The 17,604-nt window shown below is 67.3% G+C and carries 18 protein-coding genes and 1 tRNA gene; 11 read left to right on the top strand and 8 right to left on the bottom strand.

Annotated features, from left to right (window positions below; translation table 11 throughout):
* Positions 1-660: 660 nt before the first annotated feature.
* Together LAQ58_RS10025 and LAQ58_RS10020 are read right to left on the bottom strand one after the other, a co-directional pair.
* A tRNA-Thr gene (locus LAQ58_RS10025) sits at positions 661-733 on the bottom strand.
* Between the two features lie 84 nt (positions 734-817).
* The gene (locus LAQ58_RS10020; protein ID WP_224447307.1) at positions 818-1,843 is read right to left on the bottom strand and encodes a class I SAM-dependent methyltransferase; all 1,026 of its coding nucleotides are present in this window, start codon (positions 1,841-1,843) and stop codon (positions 818-820) included.
* A 120-nt stretch (positions 1,844-1,963) separates the two neighbouring features.
* Between LAQ58_RS10020 and LAQ58_RS10015 the strand changes: the two genes are divergently transcribed.
* Positions 1,964-2,293 carry a hypothetical protein gene (locus LAQ58_RS10015; protein ID WP_224447306.1) on the top strand — a complete coding sequence of 110 codons (330 nt, stop codon included), beginning with the start codon at positions 1,964-1,966 and terminating at the stop codon, positions 2,291-2,293.
* Here the strand turns inward: LAQ58_RS10015 and LAQ58_RS10010 are convergent.
* Positions 2,215-3,582: a heme ABC transporter ATP-binding protein gene (locus LAQ58_RS10010; protein ID WP_224447305.1), complete on the bottom strand. Its 1,368-nt coding sequence runs from the start codon at positions 3,580-3,582 to the stop codon at positions 2,215-2,217. The two genes, LAQ58_RS10015 and LAQ58_RS10010, sit on opposite strands and share 79 nt — an antisense overlap.
* Complete coding sequence (gene btuC, locus LAQ58_RS10005; RefSeq protein WP_224447304.1) at positions 3,579-4,673, bottom strand: vitamin B12 ABC transporter permease BtuC; 1,095 nt, start codon at positions 4,671-4,673, stop codon at positions 3,579-3,581. The genes LAQ58_RS10010 and btuC overlap by 4 nt, the downstream gene beginning before the upstream one ends.
* 64 nt (positions 4,674-4,737) lie before the next feature.
* On the opposite strand from btuC, the gene LAQ58_RS10000 reads away from it, so the two are divergent.
* The 4 genes from LAQ58_RS10000 (at position 4,738) to LAQ58_RS09985 (ending at position 7,711) form a co-directional block, all read left to right on the top strand.
* The gene (locus tag LAQ58_RS10000) at positions 4,738-5,940 is read left to right on the top strand and encodes a PGF-CTERM-anchored ABC transporter substrate-binding protein (RefSeq protein ID WP_224447302.1); all 1,203 of its coding nucleotides are present in this window, start codon (positions 4,738-4,740) and stop codon (positions 5,938-5,940) included.
* A gap of 110 nt (positions 5,941-6,050) precedes the next feature.
* The gene (srp19, locus tag LAQ58_RS09995) at positions 6,051-6,329 is read left to right on the top strand and encodes a signal recognition particle subunit SRP19 (protein WP_224447301.1); all 279 of its coding nucleotides are present in this window, start codon (positions 6,051-6,053) and stop codon (positions 6,327-6,329) included.
* Positions 6,329-6,556, top strand: a complete 228-nt coding sequence (locus LAQ58_RS09990) for an H/ACA ribonucleoprotein complex subunit GAR1 (RefSeq protein WP_224447300.1) — start codon at positions 6,329-6,331, stop codon at positions 6,554-6,556. Before srp19 ends, LAQ58_RS09990 begins: the two co-directional genes overlap by 1 nt.
* A gap of 78 nt (positions 6,557-6,634) precedes the next feature.
* Positions 6,635-7,711 (top strand): presenilin family intramembrane aspartyl protease PSH, encoded by a 1,077-nt coding sequence (locus tag LAQ58_RS09985; RefSeq protein ID WP_224447299.1) that lies wholly within the window; start codon positions 6,635-6,637, stop codon positions 7,709-7,711.
* Positions 7,712-7,733: 22 nt separating this feature from the next.
* Here the strand turns inward: LAQ58_RS09985 and LAQ58_RS09980 are convergent, their stop codons facing one another.
* Both LAQ58_RS09980 and LAQ58_RS09975 read right to left on the bottom strand, forming a co-directional pair.
* Positions 7,734-8,207: a PUA domain-containing protein gene (locus LAQ58_RS09980; protein WP_224447297.1), complete on the bottom strand. Its 474-nt coding sequence runs from the start codon at positions 8,205-8,207 to the stop codon at positions 7,734-7,736.
* Between the two features lie 57 nt (positions 8,208-8,264).
* Positions 8,265-8,762, bottom strand: a complete 498-nt coding sequence (locus LAQ58_RS09975; RefSeq protein WP_224447296.1) for a LabA-like NYN domain-containing protein — start codon at positions 8,760-8,762, stop codon at positions 8,265-8,267.
* 320 nt (positions 8,763-9,082) lie between these two features.
* On the opposite strand from LAQ58_RS09975, the gene dapA reads away from it, so the two are divergent.
* From dapA to LAQ58_RS09945, 6 genes are read left to right on the top strand one after another with little or no spacing between them, the layout of a single operon-like run.
* Positions 9,083-9,991, top strand: a complete 909-nt coding sequence (gene dapA / locus LAQ58_RS09970) for a 4-hydroxy-tetrahydrodipicolinate synthase (protein ID WP_224447294.1) — start codon at positions 9,083-9,085, stop codon at positions 9,989-9,991.
* Complete coding sequence (gene dapB, locus LAQ58_RS09965; RefSeq protein ID WP_224447293.1) at positions 9,988-10,809, top strand: 4-hydroxy-tetrahydrodipicolinate reductase; 822 nt, start codon at positions 9,988-9,990, stop codon at positions 10,807-10,809. The genes dapA and dapB overlap by 4 nt, the downstream gene beginning before the upstream one ends.
* A complete protein-coding gene (locus LAQ58_RS09960) occupies positions 10,806-11,651 on the top strand; it encodes a 2,3,4,5-tetrahydropyridine-2,6-dicarboxylate N-succinyltransferase (RefSeq protein WP_224447292.1) in 846 nt (281 codons plus the stop codon). The genes dapB and LAQ58_RS09960 overlap by 4 nt, the downstream gene beginning before the upstream one ends.
* Positions 11,648-12,979, top strand: a complete 1,332-nt coding sequence (lysA, locus tag LAQ58_RS09955) for a diaminopimelate decarboxylase (protein WP_224447291.1) — start codon at positions 11,648-11,650, stop codon at positions 12,977-12,979. The genes LAQ58_RS09960 and lysA overlap by 4 nt, the downstream gene beginning before the upstream one ends.
* Positions 12,976-13,878 carry a diaminopimelate epimerase gene (gene dapF / locus LAQ58_RS09950; protein WP_224447290.1) on the top strand — a complete coding sequence of 301 codons (903 nt, stop codon included), beginning with the start codon at positions 12,976-12,978 and terminating at the stop codon, positions 13,876-13,878. Before lysA ends, dapF begins: the two co-directional genes overlap by 4 nt.
* Entirely contained in the window at positions 13,875-15,014 is a 1,140-nt protein-coding gene (locus tag LAQ58_RS09945) for a M20 family metallopeptidase (protein ID WP_224447289.1), read from the top strand. Before dapF ends, LAQ58_RS09945 begins: the two co-directional genes overlap by 4 nt.
* Positions 15,015-15,758: 744 nt before the next feature.
* Here the strand turns inward: LAQ58_RS09945 and LAQ58_RS09940 are convergent.
* Complete coding sequence (locus LAQ58_RS09940; protein ID WP_224447288.1) at positions 15,759-15,986, bottom strand: zinc ribbon domain-containing protein; 228 nt, start codon at positions 15,984-15,986, stop codon at positions 15,759-15,761.
* A gap of 73 nt (positions 15,987-16,059) precedes the next feature.
* Positions 16,060-17,478, bottom strand: a complete 1,419-nt coding sequence (gene purB / locus LAQ58_RS09935; protein WP_224447287.1) for an adenylosuccinate lyase — start codon at positions 17,476-17,478, stop codon at positions 16,060-16,062.
* Positions 17,479-17,604 lie beyond the last annotated feature (126 nt).

Raw genomic sequence — 17,604 nt, 5'->3', positions numbered from 1 at the left:
TCTTTTGACGGTCGCCATTACCAATCTACATATTATCGGCGAGACTGACGACTGTCCGTTCTGTGGCGACGAAGTGAAGAAGTCAACTTCCCGACACACCTCTTCGAGTACCCGGAAACGTCGTCGCTGCGAGGTCGACCGGCGCTCTCTGGAGTGTGAGTGGATATACTTGAGAAGAGTCCACTGGAAAGCAAATTTGGACAGTGTTATATGGTCAGGAAGGACTTACTGCGTACTGGAGTAGCGGCACTCCCCCACGGGAAACGTTGGTTCTGACACACCACTGCGGGCCCCGTGGGTCTGACACACCTCTCCCTTTTGGGTGCCTCTGAAGCGAGCATCTGCTCGGTGCAACTTCACTCGCCGATAGAACATCATCCCGGGACCCTCATCAGTGGCGGCCCTAAGACTATAGGTATGTAATTTGTCAACGAGGACACTTAATCGAACATCCGGATCTCAATTGTCATCTCAACGAGCGACGACCGTGCGCATCAAGCCTCCGTGCAACCATCGCTCACCACGAGAACACGGCCTCCGGCCAAGGACAGTCTCTTGGCGACGCCTCGTATCTGAGATCGGGATGCTGGATTCGAACTGTTCACCGTGCGAAGCGGCTCTGGCGGGCTTCGCTCCTCACGAAGTTCGTCGCAGAATGGAAGCCGGTGGAGGGATTTGAACCCTCGGCCTATTCCTTACGAAGGAATCGCTCTGCCAGCTGAGCTACACCGGCGTGGTGTATTACGCATCCAAACGTACCGCCATCGGGCCAATAAGGGTTCCGAAACGAGACGCTCTGTGCGACGCCGGCGCGCGGTCACCGCGACAGCCGAACGTCCAGACAAACGTTGTACTCGTGGGGCGCATACGACCGTACGACGCGTTCGTTCAGCACGGTTACCTCGTACTCGGGTTCGGCGGCGGTGCGAATCGCCCGCTCACCGGGACCGAACGGGTCGTCCTCGTGCTGGATGTCGTAGTAGTGAACGACGCAGTCGTCGCCCGCGACGGCGACGGCGGTGTCAATGAACTCGTCGGCGCTGTGCGGGAGGTTCATCACAATTCGGTCGGCCCAGTTCTCGTACTCCCGCCCCACTTCGGTCACGTCGCCGTGAACCGCCGTCAGCCGATCCGAAACGCCGTTTCGTCGGGCGTTCTCGTGCAGGTACTCGACGGCCGCCTCATTCAGGTCGACGGCGACCACCTCAGCGCCCGCGTCGGCGAACGGAACCGCGAACGGTCCGACCCCGGCGAACATGTCGAAGACGCGCTCGCCTGCCTCGACCTGTTCGACGACGCGGTGGCGTTCCGTCGCCAGTCGCGGCGAGAAGTAGACCGTGGCGATGTCGAGGAGGAACTCGTAACCGTACTCGCGGTGGACCGTCTCGGTCGGCGGGCGAGACGGAGTCCCGCCGCTTCCCGTGGGTTCGCCGGGAGCGTCGCCGACGAGCACCTCCCAGTCGCGGACGCGGAGTTCGCCCCGAATCTTCGAGGCGCGGTTGACCACCGTCTTCGCGCGGACGTCGGACTCCATCACCGCGTCGGCGACGGCGCGGGCGCGCTCGGGGTCCTCCTCGTCGACGATGACCACGTCGCCGAGTCGCTCGTAGGAGGGTTCGAAGCCGAGCAGGTCGGCGGGAGTCTGCTGTTGTCGCCGGGCGGGGACGTCGCGGTCGACCACCTCGTAGTCGGGCGGGACCTCCTCTGCGTCGGTCACGGGGATGTAGAGCACGCCGTCGTCGGCGACGATGTCGTGACCGTGGTCGACGACGCCCGCCTCGACGAGCGCCTGTCGGGTCTCCTCGCCCGCGGAGGCGGGCACGCGTACGCAGGGCACCGTCATTATCGGAGAGGTCTTCCCGACGGCGAGTAAGGCTGACGCTTCGCGCGTCTCGTCGCCACCTATGCTCTCTCGCCCCGAGCGTCACGTGTCGGTTATATCGGTGGCGCACAAAATCCGACCGTGGCAGACGAGTTCGAGTTCCCCGAACCGCAGCCCGGTCCGTCCGCGAGACGCCTCGCCGTCCGTCTCGGTTGTACGACGCTGCTGTCGCTCCTGCTCGTCGTGCTTTTCTGGGAGTTCGTCGTGCAGTGGCTACCGCTGCTCTGGCCCCCGACCGACCCGCTCTCGCGGTGGTTGAGTATCGTCGCCGTCTTCCTCGGGTCGCTGTTTCTCCTCCCGGGTATCGTCGGCTCCGTCGTGGGCGACGCGCTCTACGACCGCTGGTCCGAGGAGCGCGATGCCGGAGACGACTCGGAAGGCGCCGACGAGTGGGACGAGCGGGACGACTGAGGGGAGCGGGACGAACCCGAAGACGCCGACGACTCGCTGACCGCGGCGGCCACCGCGCCGACGACACGACTCGGCGAGACCACCGTCGCCCGCTCCCGGAGCGCCGCGTACGTCTCGGCGGCGTCGGTCCCGGCGTAGTTGCGCTCCGCGAAGGGGCGTTCCTCGACGAGGACGAGCGACGACGCCGCGCGGACCGACTCGAGGTTCGCCCGGTTGCCCTCGCCGACTTCTACGTCGGCAACGACCGTGACGTCGGCCTCGTGGATTCGGCGCTCGACCGCCGCTCGTGCCTCGTCTTCGACGGCCGCGAACGGCGGCACAGTCACCGCGTCCAGTCCCAGACTGCGGGCCGTCTCGGTGTCGGAGTCGCCCTCGTTGAGCGCGCCTACAGACACGTCGTAGCCCGCGGCGCTGAGCAGATAGAGCAGGCGGGCGGCGCTCCCGCCGCCGCCGACGACGTGGACGCGGCCCTCCCGGTCGCCGCGGTGGTCGTCGGGCAGCGCCGTCACGTACACCGACCCCGTCACCGGGTGCCGGGAGACGACGGCGTTGGCGCCGAAGGCTGTCTCGAGGTTCGACTCCGTGAGTACCGCGTCGGGGGCGCCCGCGGCCAGCACCCGTCCGTCGCCCAAAAGGAGGAGTTCGTCGCAGTAGTGCGCGGCGAGGTTGAGGTCGTGGATGGCGGCGACGACCGTCTTCCCGCCCGCGACGAGGTCGCGGACTAGTTCGAGCGTCCGTACCTGGTGGTTGATGTCGAGGCTCGCGGTCGGTTCGTCCAAGAGGAGGACGGGCGCGTCCTGCGCCAGCGCCCGCGCGAGCAACACTCGCTGTCGCTCACCGCCGCTGACCGTCGTCACCGACCGCTCGGCGAACTGCGTCACGTCGGTTCGCGCCATTGCCTCCTCGACGGCACGCTCGTCCTCTGGACCGAACCGCTCGAACCGACCGAGATGCGGCGACCGACCCATCGCGACCGTCTCGCGCACGTCGAAGTCGAACGAGAGCGACGTGTCCTGCGGAACCGTCGCGACGAGTCGGCTGACCGCCTTCGATGAGAGGCCGTCGATGGGGACGCCGTCGACGGCGACCGACCCGCGGGCGGGGCGAACCAACCCCGACAACGAGCGCAGGAGGGTCGTCTTCCCCGCGCCGTTCGGCCCGACGAGTCCGACGAACGTGCCACGGTCGACCGTCGCGTCCACCCCGTCAAGTATCGAGACGCCGCCGAGTTCGACCGCGAGGTTCTCGACGCGAATCGCCGTGTTCGGTTCGCCGCCGTCGTCGCTCACAGCGAGCGCACCTCCTGCGTCCGGAGCAGGTAGAGGAAGAAGGGCGCGCCCAGCGCCGCGGTGACGACGCCGACCGGGAGTTCGGCAGTACCGGACCGCGCGAGCGTGTCGGTGGCGACGAGAAACGCCGCGCCCGCGAGCGCACTCGTCGGCAGCAGAATCCGGTGGTCCGGGCCGACGACGAGACGCATCACGTGCGGGACGATGAGACCGACGAAGCCGATAACCCCGGAGACGGCGACGGCCGCCGCCGTGACGAGACTAGACACCGCCAGCAGTATCCGCTTCGTCCGCTCGACTTCGATGCCGAGGCTGTGGGCGTCCTCCTCGCCCAAGAGCAGGACGTTGAGGTCGCGGCCATAGGCGAGGAGCAGGAGAAACAGCGGCGGGACGACGAGCGCGGCGACGCCCACGTCGCCCCACGAGGCGTTGTCGAGGTGGCCCATCAGCCAGTAGACGACCTGTCGGAGGCTCTCGCCGCTGTGCAGGAGCATGAACGAGATGACCGCGCCGAGAAACGTCTGGACGGCGACGCCCGCCAGGAGTAGCGTCGCGACGGGCGTCCGACCGTTCTCGCTGGCGATGAGGTAGACACCGAACGCCGTGAGAAGCGCGCCGACGAACGCCGCCCCCTGCAGGCCGAGACCGAACGGGAGCGCGAACGGCGCGACGAGGAAGGCGACGGCACCGACGGCCGCGCCGGAGGAGACGCCGATGATGGAGGGGTCGGCCATCGGGTTCCGGAAGAAGCCTTGCATCACGACGCCCGCCGTCGCCAGCGCGAACCCGACGACGGCACCCAGCAGGATGCGCGGGAGACGAATCGTCGTCACGATGACCTGGTGGGTCTCCTCGACGGGGAAGGCAAACGGGTACGAGTAGCCGACGGCGGGGGTCGGGAGGGCGACGCCCCCGACGGTCGACTGACCGAGCGAGAGCGACGAGGGGACGACGACGGCGTTGAGCGTCGCCTTCGCGACGGTCAGCGGTTCGATGGCGACCGGGCCGACGCCGGCGCTGACGAGGACGACGCCCACGAGAGCGCCGAACAGCGCGGCCGACCAGACGCCTGTGCGTATCGCGATTCGCATCTATTACGAAAGCCTGCTTGCAGTAGGCAAATACTTATTGGATTAGTGGCTCGGTTCGAGTACGATGCGACAGACAGTATCCACGATTCTCACGGTTCTCGTTGTCCTCTCGCTCGTCGCGCCCGCGACGGCGGCGGCGACGACAGCGCCAGCGGCTGCAGGAGTCGGCGCCGCGGACGCCGGTCACGGCATCTCTCCGGCGGTGCAGGCCGACTGTTCGTTCCCCTTCACCGCGACGGACGCGACGGGAACCGAAGTGACGGTAGATGAGCGCCCCGAGCGCGTGACGACGCTCACCCCGAGCGCCGCTCAGACGATGTGGGAGATCGGCGGGAAAGACCAGGTCGTCGGCGTCTCGCAGTTCGCGCTCTACCTCGACGGCGCGGAGAGTCGAACGAACGTCTCCGCTGCCGGCTTCGGCGTGAACAACGAGAAGGTCGTCGGCACGAACCCCGACCTCGTGCTCGCGCCGAACGCGACACCCGTCGAGACGGTCGACGCGCTCCGCAACTCCGGACTGACAGTGTTCTACATGCCCGAGGCGAAGACCGTCGAGGACGTCCGTGAAAAGACCACCCTCATCGGCCAACTCACCGGTAACTGCGAGGGCGCGGTCGAGACGAACGCGTGGATGACCCAGAACGTCGACGCTGCCGAGAACGCGACGGCCGACGCCGAGCGACCCACAGTGCTCTACCCGCTCGGTGGCGGCTACGTCGCCGGCGGGGACACGTTCATCAGTGCGATGATAAACGCCTCCGGCGGGTCGAACGTCGCCGCCGAGCGAGGACTGAGCGGCTATCCGCAGGTGAGCGACGAGGTTGTCGTCGAAGCGAACCCCGAGATACTGCTCGTCCAGACGGAAGCCGACGCGAAGCGGTACGTGACGACCGAACCGTACGCCAGCACCGCCGCCGGTGAGAACAACCGGACCGTTGTCGTCGACCAGAACTACCTCAACCAGCCTGCGCCGCGGAGCGTCGTTTACGCGGTGCGGAACATGACGAACGGATTCCACCCCGACGCCGACCCGGCGTTCGTCACCCGCTCGGAGGTTGAGGCGAGCGCGAATGCGAGCGCCGAGACCAGTTCCGCCGATTCGACCGACGAACCCGGGGAGTTGACCGAGCAGTCGCCCGAAACGCCCGCCGCCGCGGACGGCGGTGAGACCGACGCGGAGACGACGAACACGACCGGACCCGGCTTCGGCGTCGCCGCCTCCGTCGCGGCTCTCGTCGTCGCTGCGCTGTTGGCACGACGCTCGTAGCCGAGCGACCGCCAACTCTCGACCATCGACCGCGACCGACGACGAACCGCGAAACCCGAAACCCGAAGCGCGACCACAACCGTCTTTTTCCCGGGGCGTACACTCCGACCATGGTCGAAAACGTCATCTGGCCCGCCTATCTCGACGCGGAGAAGACTCGCTCGGAGGGGCGGCGCGTCCCGCTGAAGGCCGCCGTCGAAGACCCCACCGTGGACGAAATCGCGAAAGCCGTCCAGCAGGTCGGCTACGATGCCGTCATCGAGCGCGACAAGTCGTACTCCCGGGAGTACGAGACCCGCGGCTGCGTCCTCGTGCAGGGCGCCGACGACGCCACCAAGAACGACCTCGTCCAGGCTGTCGCCGCCTACGTCGGCATCCTCCGCGACTGATGCAACGCGTTGGCACCGTCTCCCGGACGGCACAAGGGCTCGCAATCGTCCGCTGGGAGGGCGACGACGACCCGCGAATCGGCACCAGCGTCGTCGACGAGAACCTCTCTGCGGCGGGCCGCATCGTCGACGTATTCGGCCCGGTCGACGCACCTTACGTCGCTGTGACGCCGAAGGACCGCGCGAAGCTTCCGTCGATGGTCGGCACGAAGCTCTACGCGCGGTGAGTTCGCTCTCTCGACCGGTTTTCCGCCGCGCGCCGCCAAGCGGAACCACCAAACCGTCCGCGTACTAACCGGTCGTCGATGAACCCTCGCACCCTCCGCGGCACCGCGTTCGCCGCGCTCGTCTTCCTCCTCGTCCAGTTAGGGGCGCTCGCGCTCGTCCCGACGTTCGACGCGGCGGGCTATCAGGCGGTCGAGAACCCCTCTGACCCAACGAATAGCTTCGTCTACATCGGCGCGATTCTCGTCGCCACCGCCGGGATGCTTCTGGCGTTCCGCTACGACGCCGCGTGGACCGTCCGCGCGCTCGTCCTGTTCAGCAGCGGCTTGCTCTCGTGGTACGTGTTCAGCGCCGTCGTCCCGCCGACGCTCGTCGTCCAGACAGGCGCGGGCTACCTCGACCTCTTGACGCTCGGTCTCGCCGCGGGCGTCTCGCTGGCGCTCTATTTCTATCCGGAGTGGTACGTCGTCGACACCGCTGGGGTGTTGATGGGCGCGGGCGCGGCGGGTCTCTTCGGAATCAGCTTCGGCGTCCTCCCGGCAATCGTGCTCCTCGCCGTGCTCGCTGTCTACGACGCGATCAGCGTCTACGGCACCGAACACATGCTCAGCCTCGCAGAGGGCGTTATGGACCTCCGCGTTCCCGTCGTGCTGGTCATCCCGCTGTCGCTGTCGTACTCACTTCTCGACGACGACTTCTCGGGTGCGAGCGACGTTCACGAGGGCGACGAGGAGAGGGAGAACGAGAGCGAGAACAGCGAAGGGCGGGAGAACGAGAACAGCGTTGAGAAGAGCGCCGTCGCCGACGGTGACGGAGTGAAGAAACCAGAGGAGAACGAAACCGACGCCGGACGCGACGCGTTCTTCATCGGTCTCGGCGACGCCGTGATGCCGACGGTACTCGTCGCCAGCGCGGCGTTCTTCTCGCCCGCAGCGACACTCGGATTCGGGGCGATTCCAGCGCTGAACCTCCCGGCACTCGCCGCGATGGTCGGGACGTTCCTCGGTCTCGGCGTGCTGATGTGGGCCGTCGCGAAAGGTCGCGCACACGCCGGTCTGCCCCTCCTGAACGGCGGCGCGATAGGCGGCTACCTCGTCGGGTCGCTACTCGCGGGCGTCTCGCTCGTGCAGGCGCTCGGCATCGCGCCGTACCTCTAACTGTCGCCTCGGTTCGCCTCGACTACGCCTCGCCCGCCCCGTCGCGGACTTTCACGGCCATCCCCGACTCGAAGTCGAGCATCGCCGACGCCGACAGCTCCGCGCGGCCGACGGCCAATACTGCGCCTTCTTCGTGGACGACGGCGACCTCGTCGCCCTGTCGAATCTCGTCACCGACCGCCTGCACGAACTTCGCGAAGACGTTCTTGCCGTCGCGGACGAACGGTTCGCTCTCGTCGCCGACGACGACTCTACACGCGGGCGCGTCGAGCGCCTCGGTGAGCCGTCGGCCGCCAGCGACGCCGAGACGGAACCGGCCGTCGACGCCGTAGGAGACGACTCTGTCGTCGCCGTCGTACACCTGTCGAGGGCGGCCGCTCTTGGTCCGCCGGAGCTCGAAGTCGCCCGTCTCGGGAAACAGCGCCGCGCCAGCGCCCGTACCGAACTGGTAGTCGGCCACGACGCGCAAGTCCGCCACGTCCGCAGTGTCGCTCATACTCGGGTCTGACCGGCGGGCGGCGAAAACGCTTCGACTTCGCGGAGCGGTCGCTGCTCAGAGCAGGAACGTCTCCTGTCGCTCCGAGAGGTCCAAAAACGAGTCCGCCGCCTCGATGAGTTCCTCGGCCGTCGACTGCTTGAACGCCATCACCTCGGCGCGGACGCCCTCGTGGCGCAGGTGCGAGCAGAGACGCGAGAAGTCGCCGTCGCCGGTGCAGAGAACGATGGTGTCGACGTGGCTCGCCAGCGTCACCGCGTCAAGGCTCATGCCGACGTCCCAGTCGGCCTTCTTCGACCCGTCGCCGAACGTCTTGATGTCCTTTATCTTCGTCTCGAAGCCGATGTCGGCGAGCGCCTCGAAGAAGCGTTCCTCGTCGGGTGCGTCCGCGCGGATGACGTAGGAGATGGCGCGGGTGAGTTCACGGCCCTGTACGCTCTTTTCGAGGAGCGAGGAGTAGTCGATATTTCGTGAGTAGAGACTCTGTGCCGTGTGGTAGAGGTTCTGCGCGTCGACCAGGACGGCGACGCGCTGATTCGGGTGAATCTCGGTCATGACTCCATACTCGGAGGGGTTCGGTTTAATCCCTTGTTCTCGGACGACGAACTGAGACGACCCGTGCTGACCGCCGGTGGCTCACCGGCGGACGGCAGCATTAGCACACGACGTAAGGTATAAATCGGACAGACACCGTCATGCGAACGTGACATCACCGGCCGTCGCGCTCGGGACACGCCGCCTGACAGCGACGCAGCCGACTTTTCTGAAAAAACGCGCGTCATGATTGCTCGCGGCGGGGGTGGCGACCCCGTCCCGGGCGAGCTTCGACGCGCACCGATACATCACCGTCTCTATCGACCAACCACACAGCACCAATGACAACCGACCAGTTCCGCGGGGTGTACCCGGCGATGACGACGCCGTTCACCTCCGAAGGACGCATCGACTTCGAACAACTGCAGACCGACGCCCGACGCCTCGAAGCCGCCGGGGTCTCCGGTCTCGTACCCGTCGGCTCGACGGGCGAGAGCGCGACCCTCAGCCACGACGAACACGTCGAGGTGGTCGAAGCCGTCGTCGACGCCGTCGAGATACCCGTCATCGCCGGCTCCGGCTCAAACTCGACGCGCGAGGCGCTCGAACTCTCGCGGCGTTCCGCCGACGCCGGGGCCGACGCACTGCTTCTCATCTCGCCGTACTACAACAAGCCCGAACCCGCTGGGATGGTCGAACATTACCGCACCATCGCCGACGAGGTAGACGTCCCTCAGATCGTCTACAACGTCCCCTCCAGAACCGGCCGTAACATGACCGTCGACACCGTCGCCGAACTCGCGTCTCATGAGAACATCGCGGGGTACAAGGCCGCCAGCGGCGACCTGAATCAAATTTCGGAAGTCGTCGAACGCACCCGAGACGAGGCGTTCTCGGTGCTCTCTGGCGACGACGGTCTCACTCTGCCCGTCCTCTCAGTTGGTGGCACCGGTACCATCAGCGTCGTCGCCAACGTCGAACCCGAACGGACCGTCGAACTCGTCTCGGCGGCGCTGGACGGCGACTACGCCCGCGCCCGCGAGATTCACCACGAGCTCGGGCCGCTCACTCGACAGCTGTTCGTGGAGACCAACCCCATCCCGGTGAAGGAGGCGATGGCGATGCGCGGCTACGGTCCCGCCGACCTGCGGCCGCCGCTCACCCGCCTCTCCGAGCAGCATCGCGAGCGCCTACGGGAACTGCTGGACAATCTTCAGCGCGGGGTCGAAGCGGAGGCGACCAGCGGATGAGCACAGGCGGCGACGACGGTGACGGCAGCGACGACCTAGGAGACCGAACCGCGCGAGTCGCGATTACGGGTGCGACCGGTCGGATGGGCGGCGAACTCCGAGAGCTGGCCGCCGGCCGCGACGACGTTGACCTCGTGCTCGCCGTCGCACGCAACGGTGGGGATGCCGAAGACGACGCCATCGAAGCCGCCGCCGACTTCCCGTCGCTGCTCGCAGAACGCAACCCGGACGTGCTCGTCGATTTCACCGGCCCCGAATCGAGCGTCGAGTACGTCGCCGCGTGCGCGGAGGCAGGCGTTCCCGTGGTCGTCGGCACGACCGGGTTCTCCGAGGACCAAGAAGCTGCACTCGAAGACGCCAGCCAGTCGGTTCCGCTGCTGAAGGCGGCGAACTTCTCGCGCGGCATCGCCGGACTCCGCCGGGCCGTCCGCGAGGCGGTGTCGGCGCTCCCCGGCTACGACATCGAGGTGACCGAAACCCACCACAACGGCAAGCGCGACGCCCCCAGCGGGACGGCCAACACCATCTTGGACGACATCGAGGCCGAGCGCGAGACGACGGGACGCGTCCACGGCCGTGAGGGTGACCAGCCGAGAGAGACGGGCGAAATCGGCGTCCACGCGCGCCGCGCGGGCAACGTGACCGGCGAACACGAGGTACTGCTTGCCGGCAATCACGAGGTGCTTTCTCTCACCCACCGCGCCGGCTCTCGCGGCGTCTTCGCCGCGGGAGCGCTCGACGCGGCGGCGTGGCTCGCCGGTCGCGAGGCCGGTCGGTACGACTTTTCCGACGTAATCGGAGGTTCCGACGAACGATGACGACGCTCGAATCTGACATCGACGACCTGTGGCAGCGCTACGACGACGACGAACTCGACGCCGAGACGGCGGGTAGCGACGAGTTGGACGCGCTCGACGCGTTCCTCGACGCACTCGAAGCCGGCGAGGTCCGGGCGGCCGAGAAGACTGGTTCGTCGCTCGACTCGTGGGAGGCAAACGAGTGGGTCAAGCGGGGCATCCTGCTCAACTTCGGCCTGCGCGAGACCCGACCCAGAGAGTACGGCGGCGTGACGTACCACGACGTGTTGCCGCTACGCGACACCGCCGATCTCGCCGACCGCGGTACGCGAAACACGCCGGATGGTACCGTACTGCGCCGCGGTGCGCACCTCGGCGACGACTGCATCGTCATGAGTCCGGCGTTCCTCAACATCGGCGCGCACGTCGGCGACGGCACGCTCGTCGACTCCTGCGACACCGTCGGGTCGTGCGCCCAAATCGGCGCGAACGTCAAGCTGGGCGCGAACACGCTCATCGGCGGCGTGCTCGAACCGGTCGAAGACGCACCCGTGGTCGTCGAGGACGGCGTCTCACTCGGCGCCGGCTGCCGCGTCACCTCCGGATTCGTCGTCGGCGAGAACAGCATCGTCGGCGAGAACACGCTGCTGACGCCCCGGATTCCCGTCTACGACCTCGTGGAGGAGGAGGTCGTCTACGGCCACCTGCCGCCGGAGCGCCGCGCGTTCACGCGCTTCGTCGAATCCTCTATCGGCGACCACGCCCTGTTCGCCGGCGGCGCGTTCAAGCCCGCCGTCGTCGCGCTCGACGTCGAGGACGACACCCTCGACGCGACCCGTCGCGAGGAGGCGCTCCGGGAATGAGCGACGCAGACGGCGGCGCATCGCTCGACGAAAACCGCGACGCCTGCGACCGCGGCGACAACCCCGCAGTCCGGCGACTCGCCGACTGGGACGCCGACCGCCTCGAAGCCCTGGCCGAAGAACACGGCACGCCGCTGTACGTCACCGACCTCGACCGAGTGGCGGAGAACTGCACTCGCCTGCGCGACGCGTTCCCCGACGCCGAGGTCCGCTACGCGGTGAAGGCCCACACCGGCCGGGCGGTGCTCGAAACCGTCCGCGACGCCGGGCTCCCCGCCGAATGCGCGTCGGCGGGCGAGGTACACCGGGCGCTCGGCGCGGGCTTTTCAGGTAGCGAAGTGCAGTACACCGCTGTCAACCCACCCGCCGCGGACCTCGACTACGTCGTCGACGCGTGGCGCGAGTACCCCGAACTCACGATTACGGTCGGCGCGGCGGACACCGCCGACAGACTCCGCGAGCGCGGCTTCGACGGCCGCCTCTGCGTCCGCGTCAACCCCGGCGTCGGCGCGGGCCACCACGAGAAGGTGCAAACCGGCGCGAACGCGAAGTTCGGCGTCCCGTACGACCGTGCCGTCGACCTCGTCGAATCCGCGAGCGAGGCGTTCGACCTCGTTGGCATCCACGCTCACGCGGGCAGCGGTATCTCCGGCGACGATCTGGCGAACCACCGCGAACTCGTCCGCCGGATGGGCGAACTCGCCCGCGACGTTTCGGCTGCCGGCGTCGACTTGGAGTTCGTCGACGTCGGCGGCGGCTTCGGCGTTCCATATCTAGAGACCGAACCGGCGCTCGATCTGGCCGCCGTCGCGGAGGCGACGCGCGAGGCCCTTGGCAACCTGGACGCGACGCTCGCGGTCGAGCCCGGCCGCTACGTCGTCGCCGACGCGGGCGTGCTCCTCACGCGAGTCAACACGGTGAAGGAGACGCCCGAGACGGTCGTCACCGGCGTCGACGCCGGGATGACAACGCTGCTCCGGCCCGCGATGTACGACGCGTACCACGCGATTCGGAACCTCACGTCCGAAAGCAGCGACCGCGACGACGCAGACGCTAGCGACAATGCAGATGCCCGGGGAACGGTCGGTTCGACCGTCGTCGGTCCCATCTGCGAGAGTTCGGACGTGTTCTGCGAGAACCGCCCCCTGCCGCGCCCCGAACGGGGCGACCTGCTCGCCGTCGGCAACGCGGGGGCGTACGGCTACGAGATGGCGAGCACCTACAACTCACGACCGCGACCCGCGGAGGTCGCACTCGAAGGCGGAGACGCCGCGTTGGTCCGGCGGCGCGAGACCCTGACGGACCTCACGGAGGTAGAATCACGATGAGCCCAGCACTCGACCACACCGTATCGTTCGAAAAGTACCACGGAACCGGCAACGACTTCGTCGTCGTCGACGGCACCGAACCGGTCCCCTACCGAGGCGCGTTCGCCGAAGCCCACTGCCATCGCGAGACTGGCGTCGCCGACGAGAGCGGCGCACACGACCGACGCGGCGCCGACGGCGTCCTCTTCTTGGCGCTCGAAGACCGTTTCCACCCCCCGCGCATCGTGATGACGCTCGTCCAACCCGACGGCTCCTTCGCCGCGATGTGCGGCAACGGCGCGCGCTGCGCGGCGGCGTGGGCGGCCGCTCGGACCGACGCCTCGGAGTTCATGATAGACACGCAGTCGGGGACCAAGCGCGCCGTCGTCCGCGGTAAACCGGGCGGCGACGACTCGGCCGACATCACCGTTGAGATGGGCCGTCCAACGTTCGAGCCGAGAGACGTTCCACTCGCGGCCGACCGCGACGACAAACTCGTCGCCGAGGAAGTCAAAGGCCTCGAAGTCACCGCGGTCAACACGGGCGTCCCCCACGCCGTCGCGTTCGTCGATAACGTGGACGCGGTCGACCTCGACGCCGTCGCGCCCGCGGTCCGTCACGCCGACGCGTTCCCCGAGGGAGCGAACGTGACGCTCGCGTCCCGCGACGAAGACGGCGGCTTCAGCCAGCGCACCTTCGAGCGCGGCGTCGAAGGCGAGACCCGCTCCTGCGGGACTGGCGCGGTCGCCATCGTCGCCGCCGCCAAGCGACTTGGCCTCGTCGACGGCGACGACCTGATTCGCGTCTCGCCGCCGGGCGGCGATCTCGAAATCACTGTGCCCGACGGCGGGAGCGCGACGCTCCGCGGCCCCGTGGAAGCTGAGTACGGGGGACGACTCGCCGCGCGTCCGGAGCAGTGAGCGGCGGCAGTTCGAAGACGCGGGCGTTCGACCCAGTCGCGTTCCTCGACCGGGCGGTCCGCGTCGACACCCACGAAGACGTGACGGCGATGCGCGAGTTGCTCGTCGAGACGATCGAAGCACAGGGCGTTGAGGCGACGGTCGACGATGTCGGCAACACGCTGGCCTCGCGCGGCGATGGGTCACCCCGCGTCGTGCTCAACACGCACATCGACACCGTCTCGCCGCACGTCGCGTACGAGCGCGTGGGCAGCGGCGACGACGAGGTGATTCGCGGCCGCGGGTCGTGCGACGCGAAAGGGCCGCTCGCCGCGCTGCTTGCGGGGTTCTTCGCAGTCGACGTCGGCGACTCCGACGAGTCCGACGACGCCGGAGGTAGCGTGACGCTCGCCGTCACGCCCGATGAGGAGAGCCTCTCGACCGGCGCGCACGCGCTCGACCTCGACGCCGACTACTACATCGTCGGCGAACCGACCGGCTTGGACGTCTGTACGGCCGCGAAGGGCAGATTCGAGGGCACCGTCCGACTCTCCGGCGAGAACGCCCACGCCGCCGAATCCGCGTCGGGGGTCAACGCCGTCGCGGCCGCGGAGGGGGCGCTCGAAGCGATTCGGACGTACGACGAAGCGGCGGAGGCGTCGCCGCCGACCCACGACCAACTCGGCGCGCCGTCGTTGACGCCGACGGTCATCTCCGGCGGCGAGGCGACGAACCAGGTTCCGGACGACTGTTCGATTACGGTCGACCGGCGCAGCGTCCCGCCGGAGACGGCCGATGAGTACCGGGCGGCGCTCGAAGCGCACGTTCGGGTGCACGTCCCCGACGACGTGGGCGTCGCGTTCGCGCTGGCCGACCGCGAAACGCCGTTTCTGGAGGCGTTCTCGACCGACCCCGACCACGAACTCGTGCGGACGCTCGCCGACGCCGCCGGGCGAGGCGTTCGTCCATTTACGGCCGCGACGGAGGCGTCGTACTTCTCGCCCGCGCCGACGGTCGTCTTTGGGCCCGGTGTGCTGGCCGACGACGAAGGGCCGGTCGCCCATGCCGACCGCGAGTACGTCCGGGTGAGCGAGGTTCGAGCGGCCGCGGACGCCGTGACGAAGGCGCTGCGGTCACTGGTCGGCGAGGGCAGATAGCGAGCGTTCGAGATTGCAGTTAGTTACTCCCCAGTCGTTGTCGATTCGACCTGCTCCGATCCGCACTCCGGACACTGGTCGTGATGCGTGTGGAACCGTGCATCACACGCCCGACACTGGTACGCTGTGCTCTCCTCGGCTGAGTTCTCCGCGGTTTGTTTGAAGCGCTCGACTTGTCGCCCCAACTCGTTGAAGATTCCCATGAGTTCTCTCCGCAGAGGAGGGCGAGAGAGATAAGCGTTTGTCGGGCCGCGGGTCGACACAGTCGGACGGACACCGGCCAGCGGATTCGGACGAACTGAACCCTCGGGCCGAACAGAAACGCCACGTTTGTCGCCCGATTCTCCGCCGAGTCCTGCTGATTTTCGGCGACGCTTTTGGATAACCGGACCGTACTCCGTACTATGTCGGACCAATACAATCAGCTCGGCCGGCCGCTCCACGCGTGTGAGATGTGTTCGGTCGTGTACGCACGCTATCAAGCTCCCGAAGAGTGTCGGGTCTGTGGTAACGACTCGTTTGTAGAGGTACAGGTCAAAGGACACAGTTCCTAGCGCCGTCTTCGCAGAGGCGAACTCGACGTCTTCGATGCCAGAGACCTAGACGGCGGCCCTCCGATTACGCTTTTGAGCGACTCTCCGAAACGCGCGGTAGCACCTCCTCGAATCCATCGAGAACGGTCAGCGATTAGTCGCCGCTGTGAGCGTAAAAAATCAGTATTCGTCTCGGGAGAGTCGGGGCGTCTCAACCGAGGAAGATGTCGACGACGTTGCCGCTCGACTGCCCGCGGTAGAGTTCGGAGTATCCACAGTTCGTACACGAGACGACCGTGAACTTCCTGTTCTGGATATCGAAGAACTTCGAGAGACCGCTGCCGGTCGTCGAGATCGAGTCCGTCGTCGCTTCGTCGTGGCCGCACTTCTCGCACCCGCCGTGGGTCTGTGCACTGGATGGGCTGTGGTCGGAGACCATATCCGTCAGTTTTCGTGACAGGATAAATATCTTCTCCGCGTCGCGGACGGCGACCCGGCGACGCTCCCCTTCCTCAGTCCCCGTCCAGTTCGCCGACGAGTTCGTCCGCGACGCCGGTGTATCCGGCGGGTGAGAGCGAACGCAGTTCGTCGCGAACCTGCGGAGAGACGTCGAGTTCGTCGAACAGCGCGCGGAACTCCTCGATGGTCACGTCGCGGCCGCGGGTGAGTTCCTTCACGCGCTCGTACGCCTCGGTGTCGCCCTCGCGCCGGAGGATAGTCTGGACGGCCTCGCCGATGATTTCGGGCGTCGCCTCCAGTTCCTCGCGCATCACGTGCTCGTTCGGGACGACCTTGCCGAGTCCCGTCTCCGTCTTCCGGTAGCCAATGAGACAGTGCGCGAACGCCGCGCCGATATTTCGTTTGACCGTCGAATCCGAGAGGTCGCGCTGGAGGCGCGAAGTGGTGACGTAGTCAGCGAGGAACGTCAGATCCGAGTTCGCCTTCGAGAGGTTGCCCTCGCTGTTCTCGAAGTCGATGGGGTTGACCTTGTGCGGCATCGTCGACGACCCCGTCTCGCCCTCGACGGTTCGCTGGCCGAGGTAGCGGTCCGAGACGTAGAGCCACACGTCGCGGTCCAAATCGAGCAGCACGTTGTTCGCGCCGCGGAGCGCGTCGAAAAGGGTAGAAAGGTCGTCGCACGGGTTGACCTGCGTCGTCAGCGCGGTGTGGCAGAGGCCCAGCGACTCGACGAACGACTCGGAGAACGCGCGCCAGTCAACGTCGGGGTAGGCGGCGACGTGGGCGGCGTAAGTCCCCGACGCGCCGGCCAACTTGCCCGAGAGCGCGTCGTTCGCTTCCCGGATGCGGCCCATCTGCCGACCGAGGCGGGCGGCGACGACGGCCATCTCCTTGCCGAACGTCGTCGGCGTCGCGGGTTGGCCGTGGGTCCGCGCGAGCATCGGCGTCGCGCGGTGGTCCCGCGCCAGCGCCGTGAGTTCGTCGCGAACGTCGGCGAGCGCCGGGAGCAACACGTCGTCGACGGCGGGTTTGACGAGCAGGCGCTGGGCGAGGTTGTTCACATCCTCGCTCGTCAGGCCGAAGTGAATCCACGGGTGAAGCCGTTCGGCGTCGTCGACCTTCGAGGATTCGCCGAGATGAATCCGCAGGAAGTACTCGACGGCTTTCACGTCGTGGTTCGTCGCCGCGTACTCCTCGGTTCCCTCGGTTTCGAGGCGCTTGACAAGGCACGCGTCGTCGCCGTCGAACGACTCGTAGCAGTCGCCGAGGGCGGCGCGTTCTGCGGCGTCGAGCGAGAGCGGCGTCGCGTCGAGGTCGGCGAGCGCGACGAGGTACTCGGCTTCGACGCGGACGCGGGCGCGCATCAGCGCCGACTCGCTGGCGTAGGGGACCAGCGGCGTCGTTCGGCGCGCGTACCGACCGTCGACCGGCGACACGGCCGACAGCGGGTCGTTCCGAGAGAGGTCTGTCATGCTCGGGAGTGCCCGCGGACGCGGCAAAAGCGTGTCGATGAGTGAAATCCACTTGTGTGCATACTGTGTCGGCTTGTCGCCTCAGCATTCACCTTTTCTATACAACTACTTGCATAATATCGCTCG

Source organism: Haloprofundus salilacus (assembly GCF_020150815.1).
Lineage (GTDB): Archaea > Halobacteriota > Halobacteria > Halobacteriales > Haloferacaceae > Haloprofundus > Haloprofundus salilacus.
Note: the sequence above shows the minus strand (reverse complement) of the source record. Positions and strands in the feature narration are given on the sequence as shown.

Coding starts and splice junctions, on each gene's coding strand:
- LAQ58_RS09980 (WP_224447297.1), bottom strand. CDS start 8,207: ATGAGCGACACTGCGGACGTGGCGGACTTGCGCGTCGTGGCCGACTAC.
- purB (WP_224447287.1), bottom strand. CDS start 17,478: ATGACAGACCTCTCTCGGAACGACCCGCTGTCGGCCGTGTCGCCGGTC.
- LAQ58_RS09975 (WP_224447296.1), bottom strand. CDS start 8,762: ATGACCGAGATTCACCCGAATCAGCGCGTCGCCGTCCTGGTCGACGCG.
- LAQ58_RS10020 (WP_224447307.1), bottom strand. CDS start 1,843: ATGACGGTGCCCTGCGTACGCGTGCCCGCCTCCGCGGGCGAGGAGACC.
- LAQ58_RS09985 (WP_224447299.1), top strand. CDS start 6,635: ATGAACCCTCGCACCCTCCGCGGCACCGCGTTCGCCGCGCTCGTCTTC.
- srp19 (WP_224447301.1), top strand. CDS start 6,051: ATGGTCGAAAACGTCATCTGGCCCGCCTATCTCGACGCGGAGAAGACT.
- LAQ58_RS10000 (WP_224447302.1), top strand. CDS start 4,738: ATGCGACAGACAGTATCCACGATTCTCACGGTTCTCGTTGTCCTCTCG.
- btuC (WP_224447304.1), bottom strand. CDS start 4,673: ATGCGAATCGCGATACGCACAGGCGTCTGGTCGGCCGCGCTGTTCGGC.
- LAQ58_RS09940 (WP_224447288.1), bottom strand. CDS start 15,986: ATGGTCTCCGACCACAGCCCATCCAGTGCACAGACCCACGGCGGGTGC.
- lysA (WP_224447291.1), top strand. CDS start 11,648: ATGAGCGACGCAGACGGCGGCGCATCGCTCGACGAAAACCGCGACGCC.
- dapF (WP_224447290.1), top strand. CDS start 12,976: ATGAGCCCAGCACTCGACCACACCGTATCGTTCGAAAAGTACCACGGA.
- dapB (WP_224447293.1), top strand. CDS start 9,988: ATGAGCACAGGCGGCGACGACGGTGACGGCAGCGACGACCTAGGAGAC.
- LAQ58_RS09960 (WP_224447292.1), top strand. CDS start 10,806: ATGACGACGCTCGAATCTGACATCGACGACCTGTGGCAGCGCTACGAC.
- dapA (WP_224447294.1), top strand. CDS start 9,083: ATGACAACCGACCAGTTCCGCGGGGTGTACCCGGCGATGACGACGCCG.
- LAQ58_RS09990 (WP_224447300.1), top strand. CDS start 6,329: ATGCAACGCGTTGGCACCGTCTCCCGGACGGCACAAGGGCTCGCAATC.